This is a genomic window from Pseudomonas asgharzadehiana (assembly GCF_019139815.1).
Taxonomy (GTDB): domain Bacteria; phylum Pseudomonadota; class Gammaproteobacteria; order Pseudomonadales; family Pseudomonadaceae; genus Aquipseudomonas; species Aquipseudomonas asgharzadehiana.
In genome coordinates this window covers 4,016,539-4,029,022 of record NZ_CP077079.1, presented here as the reverse complement: position 1 = coordinate 4,029,022, position 12,484 = coordinate 4,016,539, and the positions used below count along the sequence as shown (strand labels likewise).

Annotated in this window: 7 protein-coding genes; 3 read left to right on the top strand and 4 right to left on the bottom strand. The window is 59.5% G+C overall.

The window, feature by feature from the left end:
• Window positions 1-3 precede the first annotated feature (3 nt).
• Complete coding sequence (locus KSS96_RS18140) at window positions 4-1,167, bottom strand: isovaleryl-CoA dehydrogenase (RefSeq protein WP_017527120.1); 1,164 nt, start codon at window positions 1,165-1,167, stop codon at window positions 4-6.
• A 150-nt stretch (window positions 1,168-1,317) separates the two neighbouring features.
• Between KSS96_RS18140 and KSS96_RS18135 the strand changes: the two genes are divergently transcribed.
• Both KSS96_RS18135 and KSS96_RS18130 read left to right on the top strand, forming a co-directional pair.
• A complete protein-coding gene (locus KSS96_RS18135; protein ID WP_065877482.1) occupies window positions 1,318-2,949 on the top strand; it encodes an AMP-binding protein in 1,632 nt (543 codons plus the stop codon).
• 99 nt (window positions 2,950-3,048) lie between these two features.
• Complete coding sequence (locus KSS96_RS18130; RefSeq protein WP_217855177.1) at window positions 3,049-8,172, top strand: NEL-type E3 ubiquitin ligase domain-containing protein; 5,124 nt, start codon at window positions 3,049-3,051, stop codon at window positions 8,170-8,172.
• A 546-nt stretch (window positions 8,173-8,718) separates the two neighbouring features.
• On the opposite strand, the gene KSS96_RS18125 is transcribed toward KSS96_RS18130, so the two are convergent.
• The 3 genes from KSS96_RS18125 to KSS96_RS18115 all read right to left on the bottom strand — a co-directional run bounded on the left by KSS96_RS18125 (window position 8,719) and on the right by KSS96_RS18115 (window position 11,047).
• Window positions 8,719-9,618 carry a hydroxymethylglutaryl-CoA lyase gene (locus KSS96_RS18125; RefSeq protein ID WP_065877478.1) on the bottom strand — a complete coding sequence of 300 codons (900 nt, stop codon included), beginning with the start codon at window positions 9,616-9,618 and terminating at the stop codon, window positions 8,719-8,721.
• A 16-nt stretch (window positions 9,619-9,634) separates the two neighbouring features.
• Window positions 9,635-10,027 (bottom strand): MerR family transcriptional regulator, encoded by a 393-nt coding sequence (locus tag KSS96_RS18120; RefSeq protein ID WP_003174785.1) that lies wholly within the window; start codon window positions 10,025-10,027, stop codon window positions 9,635-9,637.
• A gap of 84 nt (window positions 10,028-10,111) precedes the next feature.
• Entirely contained in the window at window positions 10,112-11,047 is a 936-nt protein-coding gene (locus tag KSS96_RS18115) for a LysR family transcriptional regulator (protein WP_017527123.1), read from the bottom strand.
• A 166-nt stretch (window positions 11,048-11,213) separates the two neighbouring features.
• Here KSS96_RS18115 and KSS96_RS18110 point away from each other — a divergent pair, with 166 nt between their 5' ends.
• Window positions 11,214-12,443: an acyl-CoA dehydrogenase gene (locus KSS96_RS18110; protein ID WP_017527124.1), complete on the top strand. Its 1,230-nt coding sequence runs from the start codon at window positions 11,214-11,216 to the stop codon at window positions 12,441-12,443.
• Window positions 12,444-12,484 lie beyond the last annotated feature (41 nt).

Below are 12,484 nucleotides of genomic sequence, written 5' to 3'. Positions count from 1 at the left end.
CCCTCAGCGGGTTTCGTTGAACAGTTCGCGCCCGATCAGCATCCGCCGAATCTCACTGGTGCCGGCGCCGATTTCGTACAGCTTGGCGTCACGCAGCAAGCGCCCGGCGGGGAACTCATTGATATAGCCATTCCCGCCCAGAATCTGGATGGCATCCAGGGCCATTTGCGTGGCGCGTTCGGCGCTGTACAGGATCACCCCGGCGGCGTCCTTGCGTGTGGTTTCGCCGCGCTCGCAGGCCTGCGCAACCGCGTAGAGGTAGGCACGGCTGGCGTTGAGTTGGGTGTACATGTCGGCGACCTTGCCCTGGATCAGCTGGAACTCGCCGATGCTCTGGCCGAACTGCTTGCGGTCATGGATATAGGGCACGATCAGGTCCATGCAGGCCTGCATGATCCCGGTGGGGCCGCCGGAGAGCACCACGCGTTCGTAGTCGAGGCCGCTCATCAGCACTTTAACGCCACCGTTGAGTACGCCGAGGATGTTCTCCTGCGGCACTTCGACGTCGTCGAAAAACAGCTCACAGGTATTGGAGCCGCGCATGCCCAGCTTGTCGAATTTGTTGCTGCGGCTGAAGCCTTTCCAGTCGCGCTCGACGATAAACGCGGTGATGCCATGCGGGCCCTTGTCCAGGTCGGTCTTGGCGTAGATCACATAGGTGTTGGCGTCGGGACCGTTGGTGATCCAGGTCTTGCTGCCATTGAGCACGTAATGGTCGCCACGTTTGTCGGCGCGCAGCTTCATCGAGACCACATCGGAGCCGGCATTCGGCTCGCTCATGGCCAGGGCGCCGACGTGTTCGCCGCTGATCAGTTTGGGCAGGTAGTTGAGTTTCTGTTCGTGGTTGCCGTTGCGGTTGATCTGGTTCACGCACAAGTTCGAGTGCGCGCCGTAGGACAGTGCCACCGAAGCCGAGCCACGGCTGATTTCTTCCATGGCGACCACGTGGGCCAGGTAGCCCAGCCCGGCGCCACCATATTCTTCCGCCACGGTGATCCCCAACAGGCCCATGTCTCCGAACTTGCGCCACAGGTCGGCGGGGAACAGGTTATCGATGTCGATCTGTGCCGCGCGGGGAGCGATTTCCTTGGCCACAAAGGACTGCACCTGGTCGCGCAGCATGTCGATGGTTTCGCCAAGGGCGAAGTTCAGGGACGGGTAACTCATGGACAGGCACCTTAATGTCAGCGTTGTTGTTGTGTCGATGGCGCGCCAGGGGAGGGCGCTCACCTTTACGTTAACGTAAGCTTGCGTTACGGCGCTGTCAATCGTAGTTTACGTTCACGTCAACCTACAAAAAAGACAACAGGGGTCGTTATGGATCAACCGCACCCGAGCTACAGCAGTGGCTCTCAGGATAAGCCCTTACTGGCCATGACCATTGGCCAGGCCTTCGATCACACGGTGGCGCAATACCCCGACGGCGAAGCCCTTGTGGTGCGTCATCAGCAGCGCCGCTATACCTGGCGGCAACTGGCCGAAACGGTTGAACTGCACGCCCGTGCATTCCTGGCGTTGGGCATGCGGGCCGGCGACCGCCTGGGGATCTGGGCGCCCAATTGTGCCGAGTGGTGCATCAGCCAGGTCGCCAGCGCCAAGCTCGGGGTGATCCTGGTGAATATCAACCCGGCCTACCGCAGCAGTGAGCTGGACTACGTGCTCAAGCAATCCGGTTGCCAATGGCTGGTATGTGCCGGGTCGTTCAAAACCTCCGATTACCACGCGATGCTTCAAGAGCTGAAGCCCGATCTGCGCGGCCTCATCAGCCTTGACCCCAACCCACCTTCGGGGTTCTTGCCCTGGTCGCAACTGACGGCCCTCGGCGCGGGTGTGCCGCCCGAGCAAGTGCACCGCCGCCAGGCCAGCCTGCATGTCGACCAGCCCGTGAATATCCAGTACACCTCCGGCACCACCGGCTTCCCCAAGGGTGCCACCCTCAGTCACCACAACCTCCTCAACAACGGCTACATGGTCGGCGAAAGCCTGGGCCTGACTGCGCGGGATCGCCTGGTGATCCCGGTGCCGCTGTATCACTGTTTCGCGATGGTGATGGGCAACCTGGGTTGCATCACCCACGGCACCACCATGATCTACCCCAATGACGGCTTCGACCCGCTGCTGACCCTCACCGCCATCGCCGCGGAGCGCGCTACCGGCCTGTACGGCGTGCCTACCATGTTTATCGCCTTGCTCGACCACCCACGGCGGGGCGAGTTTGAATTGTCCAGCCTGCGCACCGGCATCATGGCCGGCGCCACATGCCCCATCGAAGTGATGCGCCGGGTCATCAATGAGTTGCACATGGGCGAAGTACAAATCGCCTACGGCATGACCGAAACCAGCCCGGTGTCGTTGCAGACCGCTGCCACGGACGACTTGGAACGCCGCGTCACCACGGTCGGCCGCACCCAGCCGCACTTGGAACACAAGATTATCGACGGCGATGGCAACACGGTCGCGCGCGGTGAGATTGGCGAGTTGTGCACCCGAGGCTACAGCGTGATGCTCAGCTACTGGAACAACCCCGAAGGCACCCGCGACGCGATTGACGAGGCCGGCTGGATGCACACCGGCGACCTGGCGACCATGGACGAGCAGGGTTACGTGTGCATCGCGGGGCGTAACAAGGACATGATCATCCGTGGCGGCGAGAACGTGTATCCGCGGGAATTGGAGGAGTTTTTCTTCACCCATCCGGCGGTGGCGGACGTGCAGGTCATCGGTATTCCCGATGAGCGTTACGGCGAAGAGATCGTCGCCTGGGTCAAATGTCATTCAGGCCATATGGTCAACGAGCTTGAGCTTCAGAACTGGTGCAAGGGCCGCATCGCGCACTTCAAGACGCCGAGGTATTTCAAGTTCGTGGAGGCGTTTCCCATGACGGTGACAGGCAAGATCCAGAAGTTTCGGATGCGTGAGATCACCCTGAAGGAACTCGGCCGCGCTTGACACACTTCGGCATACGCAGGGCGATACTCGTGTGCCGCCTGTGTGCCGGTGCCACAGCCTAGGGTAGCGAATCTATTTCGCTCCCCCAGGGTTATGCTCGTGACACAGACCACTTCAGGCCAGAATGAACAAAACGTTCACCTTCACACCATCACAGACAACACACCCGACTGGTACACCGACGCGCTGGCGGAACACAAAACACAATTGGCCCTCCAGCCGCTGAACATTCCGGGTTGGTACAGGCACGCACCGGAGTCAGCCAGGGACGCGCTCAAGGCGATCCATATACGTAGCCGGCGCTCATTGAATCAGCTGGATCAACTGCTGGTCGGGTTGAACAGTGTCACTGACTTTGCCGAACCCTTGCTGGTCGAGGCCATCAAGAAAACCTTCGGCGTTCAATTGGACGTCAGGCAGACTTTTTATGCACGCAAGATAGAACAAAAGGAATGCGAGCGCCTGTCCGCTGAAGCGTCCCGAAGTCGTGAGTCGCCACTGGCGTCAGAGTTCTACTCCTATAAAGGGGTTAGCCTGCTGGAAGCGGCACTAAGCAACTTCAGCGAAGACGAAACCAGTGTGCCTGTCTGCCAGGACTGCCACCTGATTACCCGATACCCCTTTCATCGGCGTTCATTGCGGGCATGGCCGGATGCGGGCAACGTCAGGTCTGTGCCGGTGGGAATCAAGGCTCACGAGTTTGCCCGCATGTGCAGGACACTGGACCTGGGGGCGAAGTATTACGCGCATGTGCGTACCACGCTCAATGCCCGGATCACCTCGACAATCCCGGGGGCAGCCGCCGGTAAACTCTACAGCGCGATGATTACCGCGCATCGCAACCAGCTGGAGCTGGCCGCGCAGATCGCGGTGATGAAGCAGGACATCCAGAATGATGGTCATGCCTTGATCAAGGACATCCTGGTTAACCATCGCGGCCGGCAGTTGGATGGGGAGGATATTAAGTTCTCCAGGTTCTCGCTGTGCGCATTGGCGCTGGAAAATATTCTGGTCATCGGGCCCGTAGTGTTTAAAGCCCACTTCAGGAATGCTTCGCTTCAGCCCCGGCGATGCTGGGTCTACATTCCGGGCGATCCGGAATGTGTATTGAAGGAATATCCCAATCTCGGCTGGTTTGCCGATGATCTGACCACGCGTTTGTGCAAGGCCGAATACCGGACGTTCTTCAGCCAGTTCGTGCCGCTTTCCGAGCAGCAGGCGTTTTTCACCAAGCTCAAGACACTGCTTGACCCTGAGGGAAAGTTCACTCAATCCGAGGATTTCGCCCCGGCTTCCAAGCGCAGAATCTTTAGCCCGGCCGACTACGGCTACGGTCCGTCATTAAAGGATGTGTGGCAGGACAGCGCGGTGCAGAAAGTCCGTTTGATCATGGCCAACTGCAGTACCGCAGCCGTTTCGACGGGGGACATGGATAATCGTGTCGCACGCGCCAGGCTGTCGTTGTGGGGAAACAGGCTGCTGGACATTCTGAACCTGGCCGGGCTTGTGGTGCCGGGTCTTGGCGAAGTCATGCTGGTCGTCGGAGCGCTGCAAATGTCCTATGAGCTTTTCGAAGGCATCGAGTCGTGGTCCGAGGGGCAAGTACAAGAGGGCTGGGCGCATTTCTCGACGGTATTGCTGGGTGTGGCGGGGCTGGCGGTTCCCAAGGCACTGCTGGTGGCCAAGGAGTCGGCGTTCGTCAAACGCCTGGTCCGTGTCGAACTCGGGGGCGCAAGAGTACGCTTGTTTGATTCCGATCTGAGGGCCTTCAGGCACACGGTTACCCTGCCTGCCGAACTCAAGCCGGATGCCCGAGGGTTATACGCGCATGCGGGCGAAAGCTATCTGCCGGTGGAGGGCGGGCACTACAAAGTCGCAGGCAGCCATAACGATATCCGGCTTGTCCATCCAGACGACGCTTCGCTGTATTCACCGCGTATTCGGCATAACGGCGGCGGCGCCTGGGTGCATGAGTTCCAACAGCCCCTCACCTGGGACCGTAAGACGTTGTTACGCCGTATAGGGCACAGTGTCGACGCCTTGAGCGATACAGACCTGGAACAGCTCAGGGTCATGAGCGGGGTGACGGATGAAGCGCTGCGTGGCATCTATATTGACCAGCAGTTACCCCCACCGCTGTTCAGGGAAGCCCTGAGACACTTCGAGGCAAGCGCCAGACACCAGGCATTGCTCGATAATCTGCGCAGTACGGACCCGCAAGCGCTTACGCGCGTAGCCGGCTATGAGCAACTCAATTTGATCATGCGTAAGGGTGTGTGGCCTGACACCAAGGAGCTGCGGATTGACAATGCGGCGGGAGACGCCGTGTGGAGTTCTTATAAGGGAGACACAGAAAAGCCAGTCGTGCTGCTGCACGAACAGGACGTGCTTGCTGGGCGTATCCTGCCGTCGCTCCTGGCACAGCTGGAGCTGACGGAAGCTCGTCAGTTATTGGATGAAGGCATTGCGCGCGATACGGTAAGACTCGATACCCTCGTCGGTGAGACAGAGGTCGAGCTGCCGGATCACTTGCAACGCCCTCTCGCCAAGAGGGCGCTTGAAGCGCCTTCCGACGCCAAAAGGCTTGTCACCTACCAGCGTCGTTTGCTGCAACTGGCAACTGAGTACCGCAGTGAAATCATTGAGCGCGACATTGCGTCCGGGGACCTGTCCGTTGACAGCAACGTGCAGCGGATCCAGCGCTCCTTTCCTGGCCTGCCCAAACTGGTCATCGAAGAATTGCTGGCCAATGCCAACAGCGAGGAGCTGGCACACATGACGCAGCACTCACGCGTGCCGTTGCGGCTGGCGGAAGAGGCGCGCCGCTACTTGCCGCGCTTACGCATCCTGCGGGCGCATGCCGCGCTTAATTTTGACGGCCCTCTCACAATGGATACTGTGCAACTGGCCCTGCACACGCTGGCGGCCATGCCTGGTAGATTGGAGGCAATCGGCATCGAGTTACGTGCCGACAGCCTCACCGGCGCGCTGCTCGATCGTGTTGGCAGCAAGGATGCTCCCCTACAGCGCCGGTTGGTTCGGGTCACCCTGGCACATTGGGAAGTTGTGAATGAGTCCGGTAAAACGCTGTACGCCCGAACCGATAAAGACGCTTTCTACAGCGCCCTCTGGTTCGCCGCAGGGGGTAAGTTCACCAGTTGGGAACGGCTGCACGCCGACACTCAGGCGCTGAAGCTTGAGCTTATGAGACAACCTTTGAACGACGCGCAGGCCCGGCGTGCATTAGCGCTACAACCCATCAAGCCAGGTTACAAATCCCCCATGCGCCTTGCCGATGGGCGTTTCGGTTATCCATTGAGCCCTGTGGGGGGCGCCTCGCAGCGACCTCTGGCACTTGAGCTTGCGGCGGTGAAAATCTATCCCTCCAGGACGCTTGAAGAGGTGCGCGCCTTTTTGGGATTTGAGGGGCGTAGCGACGCTGACTTCCACGCGAAGCTGACTGAGCTTGGGGTTGAGTTTGAACAACTCCAAACGGTGCTTAGCACATGGGTTGACGAGGCGGGTTCGGGTTATGCAAGGGCCAGGCGCAGGGTCGCCAGCACCCTCAAACTTGCTTGGCAGCGCAGCACCACCCAGGCATTTGCAGGAGCGCATACCCTGGATTTGTCTGACGAGATGATCGAAGAGCTCCCCGCGATCAGCGCAAATATGGACCATGTGAGCGATCTGCGTTTGAGCCGTATGGCGTTGAGCGATGAGTCGGCGGGGTTCTTGCGGGCCTTTGGCGGCTTGCGACGGCTGCTGCTCGAAAATAATAACCTGACCCAATTGCCGGAGTTTGCCAATGGCGGCGTCAACCTCACTGAGCTGAACCTGAGCGCCAACGATATTCGCCTGACCGAACAGTCGACCGCCCGCCTTGAGAGCCTGCATAGCCTGCAAATCCTCGACCTTTCCCATAACACCCTGCTGGGGTGGGCCCCAGACCTGAGCGGCCTGCGAAGCCTGAACCGGCTCAACCTGCGCCGTACCGGGACAAGAACATTCCCCACAGGTGTGCAGCATTTGCCGCAGCTTGTCGATATCGATTTGCATACCAATCAGATCAGCACGCTGCCCGATTACGTGTTCGAACAACCTGCACGAATCAATCTGCACGACAATCCGTTATCCGCACAGACGCTCCAGCGGCTGGGTCTCCAGGCCCCTGTGGTTCAACCGAACTGGGAGCATGTTACGGCTGCCGAAGGGCGGGAGTCATGGCTGCGCGACTTGGAACAGATCGAGCGATCACGCTATGAAACGATCTGGGACTCGCTCACGGCCAATCCGGAATCGAGTGCATTGCTGACGGTAGTGGCCGATACCACACGCTCTGCCGAATACCGCAGCGCGGCCACTCGACCGCAATTGAGAGCGCGTGTCTGGGAGATGCTCAAGGCGGTCAGCGAAAACGAGCGTATTCGCAATGAGTTATTCGTGATTGCCGATGACAGGGCCACGTGTGGTGATGGCAGTACGCTTGAGTTCATGAACCTGGAGCGTGAACTGTTCGTGCTGAACGTCATGGAGCTGGCAGAGGGACCGGCGCTCAAGGATCAGTTGTTGAACGCTTCGAAAAAACTGTTTCGACTGAAGTTGGTAGATGACATTGCGCAACGAGATGTGATCGCCAGAGGCGCGGCGTTTACAGAGCAGAGTGAAGTGATTCTGGCGTATCGAATTGGGTTGGCGGACAAGTTGGGTTTACCGGTCAAGTCGCGGAACATGCTGTTTTCTCAGACGGCCAATGTGGGCCAGGCGGCCATCGATGACGCCTACACGCAAGTGCTGACAGCCGAAGCTGTCAGCGGCGACCGGGAAACGTTTCTGGTTGAACAAACATTCTGGGACAGATACCTGCGTACGCACTACAACGATGAGTTGCAAATGCTGACAGCCCCCGCAATCAAGCTGATAGATGAAAAGAGCGATGCGCTGTATGAGCTGTCGAGGTTGCAGGAGGGGCCCGGTGCTCAAGCGGATCAAGCGGCAAGGGAGGCCTGGCAAACGGAACGAGACAGGGCGGTTGACACAGTGGTCAGTACGCTGGGCATGAGCCGCGAAGAAATTTTGGTCGATGGCTCGATGCAAAGTGACTTTTATGTGAAGCAGATGGACGCGCTCAGCATCGCGCGAAGGAGAGAGGAAAAACTGGGGCTAACACTATTGACGCGAAAAGTGCTCAATAATCACGCTGCGGAGCATGGCTCGCAGCTCTGAAATACCCACCGGAAAACACAAAGGGGACCCGAAGGTCCCCTTTAATGTGTCGTTGCGTGCTCTTTTTTATTATTGAGGGGCGGCCTGTTGTTGTTTTTGGCAGCCGTGGCCCTTTGTTGCTGTTTTTGGCGACCCCCATTCGGGGTCAAGAGCAAACGTATTTTTTTGAGCGCTGATCTGCTTCTTCGTAAACGATCCAACCAGTGGGTAGCTACCTGAGGTAGTTTTATTGTTCTCTAACCGGTTGCGGGTTTCGGCAAGCCGTACCCTGCGAAGCACATCTTCTCCAAAAAAATCTGTTAGCTGCGTCTCTGCCGTGTTGTTTTTGTTATGTCAGAGTCGTTTCGTCTTATTTTTATTAGGTTTGGTGCTTTTTATTCTTGTTATGCAATAGAGATAGCAGAAGGCGTGCCAACTTTTAAAAGTTGTTTAAATTCAATGGCTTGAGTTTTTTAGGGGAAATGCCACGCGGCCAATGCCCCACAATATGTTCCCGTGTTACTCGATGTGTAGAGGCTCGGTAACACATTGTCACAAGCCTTCTACTCAAACCGCACTGCGCGCCTTGACCACCCGTGAGCCGGTAGGCCGGCCCAGTACCGTACTGATTTGCCGGCCCGCAAGAATCAAGGCCTCCAGGTCGATACCGGTGTCGATCCCCAAGCCATTGAGCAGGTACACCACATCCTCGGTGGCGACGTTACCGCTTGCGCCCTTGGCATAGGGGCAGCCGCCAAGGCCCGCGATAGAGCTGTCGAACACCTGGATGCCCTCCAGCAGGCTGGCGTAGACATTGGCAATCGCCTGGCCGTAGGTGTCATGGAAGTGACCGGCCAGTTTGTCCCGTGGCACCTGGGCACCCACCACCTCAAACAGCCGCCGCGTGGCGCCCGCCGTGCCGGTGCCGATGGTGTCGCCCAGGGACACTTCATAACAGCCCATGGCGAACAGTTCGCGGGCAACCGCCGCCACCTGTTCCGGTGCGACCGAGCCTTCGTACGGGCAACCCAACACGCAGGACACATACCCGCGCACGCTCACCCCATGGGCTTTGGCGGCGGCCATGATCGGCACAAACCGTTCCAGGCTTTCGCTGATGGAGCAATTGATATTGCGCTGGGAAAACGCTTCGGACGCGGCCGCAAACACCGCGACTTCCTTCACCCCGGCCGCCAGGGCATCTTCAAAGCCGCGCAGGTTCGGCGCCAGCGCGCCGTAGGTCACGCCGGGCTTGCGCTGGATTTGCGCAAACACCTCGGCCGAACCGGCCATCTGCGGCACCCACTTGGGCGAGACAAAACTGCCGACTTCGATATAGCTCAAGCCCGCGGCGCTGAGAGCGTCCACCAGTTGCACTTTGTCGGCCACGCTGATGGGGTGGGCTTCGTTCTGCAAACCGTCGCGCGGGCCGACTTCCACCAGGCGTACGTAGGAGGGGAGGGACATGGCAGTTACCTTCTGATCAATGGCCGGCCTGGCTCATGGTGTGCGCAAGGGCCTGGGTGCAGCGCTCTTCGGCGGTGTCCAGTTCCAGTTTCATCTGCTCGATATCCAGCAACTGCTGTTCCAGTTGCTCACGGCGCTCGGCGATTTTCGCCAGCATGCTGTTGAGCTGGATATGGTTGCCGCTGGTGGGGTCATAGAGTTCGATCAACTCGCGGCATTCGGCCAGGGAAAAGCCGATGCGTTTGCCGCGCAGGATCAGCTTGAGGCTGACCTTGTCCCGCGCCGAGTAGATGCGTTCCTGGCCCCGGCGCTCCGGGGCCAGCAAGCCTTGCTCTTCATAAAAGCGAATGGCGCGGGTGGTGATGTCGAGCTCGCGGGCGAGGTCGGAAATGCTGTAAGTGGTGCTCATGACGATGCTCAAGGGTGGCTTGGGCGTTAGGCTAGTGGCTGGTTTACGTTAACGTCAAGGGCTGCTTTGCAGCCCCGGCGCAGGTCAAGCCTGCTTGCCATCCAGTTTTTTCTCATGGGCCGTCACTTGCTGGCACAACTCGATCATCTGTTCGCGCATCCAGCGGTTGGCCGGGTCCTGGTCGGTGCTTTCGTGCCAGTACAAATGGGTTTCCACCGGCGGTACATCGTTGACCGGCAAATTGAACCAGTGCAGTTCATGGCGCCGGGCGAAGCGTTCGGGCACGGTCATGACCATATCGGTCTGCTGCAGCACTTGCGAGGCCATCAGGTAATGCTGGGAGCGCAGGGCGATCTTGCGCTGCAGGCCCATCTTGCCGAGGGCCAGGTCGACATGGCCCAAGCCGTTGCGGCGGCTGGAGATATGGATATGGGTCAGCCCCATGTAATCGTCCAGGGTCAGTTTGTCTTTACCCACCATCGGGTGGCCCTTGCGCATGGCGCACACGTAGCGGTCTTCCATCAGCTTGACATGGCGCACTTGCGGGTCGGTGTTGAGCGGCGCGTCCACCGCAAAGTCCAGGCGGCCGGCGGCCAGTTCCTTGGTGGTTTCGCGGCGCTTGGACAGGAAACTCTCGATCACCACCGTCGGCGCCAGGCGGCGCAGGCGCTGGAACAGCAGCGGCAAGATCACCGCCTCCGTCAGGTCGGTCATGCTGATGCGGTAGGTCTTGGCCGCCTGTTGCGGGTTGAAAATGCGGCTTTCCTGCACCGACACCCGCAGCAACGACAGCGCATTGCGCACCGGCCCGATGATGTTCTGCGCCATGGGCGTAGGCACCATGCCTTGGGCGGTGCGCACGAAAAGCGGGTCGTTGAAGGTCTCGCGCAGGCGCGCCAATGCGTTGGACACCGCCGGCTGGGTGATGCCGACGATCTGCCCGGCGCGGGTCAGGTTGGCTTCGGTGTAGATCGCGTCGAAGACGATAAAGAGGTTGAGGTCGACCTTGCTCAGATTCATTGGGGTGCGCTCTTATTGTTAGGTGGCGATTTGTTGCGTGCCGAGGCGTCGATCATATATCGGTGATGAATGTTAATACACGCCGAGAATAGGCTAGGTAAATTATCAACGCTGTTCTAGCATCGATTGCATGACTTAAACAACCTCTCAGAGAAGGGAGCTGCTCATGGATTTCGCCTATTCGCCCAAGGTTCAGGAACTGCGTGAACGCGTCACCGCCTTCATGGACGCTTACGTCTACCCGGCTGAGCCGGTGTTCGAGCGCCAGGTCAGCGAAGGCGACCGCTGGCAGCCCACCGCAATCATGGAAGAGCTCAAGGCCCGCGCTAAAGCCGAGGGCCTGTGGAATCTGTTCCTGCCCGAGTCCGAACTGGGCGCCGGCCTGACCAACCTTGAGTACGCACCGCTGGCCGAAATCATGGGCCGATCCTTGCTGGGCCCGGAGCCGTTCAACTGCTCGGCCCCCGACACCGGCAACATGGAAGTGCTGGTGCGTTATGCCAACGAAGAGCAAAAGCACCGCTGGCTCGAGCCGCTGCTGCGCGGCGAGATCCGTTCGGCCTTCGCCATGACCGAACCCGACGTGGCCTCCTCGGACGCCACCAACATGGCCGCCCGCGCCGAACGCCAGGGCGACGAATGGGTGATCAACGGTAAAAAGTGGTGGACCTCCGGCGCCTGCGACCCGCGCTGCAAGATCCTGATCTTCATGGGCCTGAGCAATCCGGATGCGCCGCGCCATCAACAGCACTCGATGATCCTGGTGCCGGTAGACACCCCCGGGGTGAAAATCGTACGGCCGCTGCCGGTGTTCGGCTACGACGACGCGCCCCACGGCCACGCCGAAGTGCTGTTCGACAACGTGCGCGTGCCGTATGAAAACGTCCTGCTCGGCGAAGGCCGCGGCTTTGAAATCGCCCAGGGCCGTCTTGGCCCGGGCCGTATCCATCACTGCATGCGCTCCATCGGCATGGCCGAGCGTGCGCTGGAATTGATGTGCAAACGCTCGGTCAGCCGCAGCGCATTTGGCAAGCCGTTAGCCCGTTTGGGCGGCAATATCGACAAGATCGCCGACTCACGGATGGAAATCGACATGGCGCGCCTGCTGACGTTAAAAGCCGCCTACATGATGGACACCGTAGGTAATAAAGTGGCGAAAAGCGAAATCGCCCAAATCAAGGTGGTGGCACCGAACGTGGCCTTGAAAGTGATCGACCGCGCCATTCAGATCCATGGCGGAGCGGGCGTGTCCAATGACTTCCCGCTGGCCTACATGTACGCCATGCAACGTACCCTGCGCCTGGCCGACGGCCCGGACGAAGTGCACCGCGCAGCCATCGGCAAATTCGAGATCGGCAAGTACGTGCCCAAAGAGCTGATGCGCGGCGGGCAGTAAGATCGCGTCGCCTGTATCGGGAGCAAGCCTGAGCCCCGCAA

Bases quoted from the DNA above. Each gene is read 5' to 3' on its own strand.
- KSS96_RS18140 (WP_017527120.1), bottom strand. From the start codon at position 1,167: ATGAGTTACCCGTCCCTGAACTTCGCCCTTGGCGAAACCATCGACATG.
- KSS96_RS18135 (WP_065877482.1), top strand. From the start codon at position 1,318: ATGGATCAACCGCACCCGAGCTACAGCAGTGGCTCTCAGGATAAGCCC.
- KSS96_RS18125 (WP_065877478.1), bottom strand. From the start codon at position 9,618: ATGTCCCTCCCCTCCTACGTACGCCTGGTGGAAGTCGGCCCGCGCGAC.
- KSS96_RS18120 (WP_003174785.1), bottom strand. From the start codon at position 10,027: ATGAGCACCACTTACAGCATTTCCGACCTCGCCCGCGAGCTCGACATC.
- KSS96_RS18115 (WP_017527123.1), bottom strand. From the start codon at position 11,047: ATGAATCTGAGCAAGGTCGACCTCAACCTCTTTATCGTCTTCGACGCG.
- KSS96_RS18110 (WP_017527124.1), top strand. From the start codon at position 11,214: ATGGATTTCGCCTATTCGCCCAAGGTTCAGGAACTGCGTGAACGCGTC.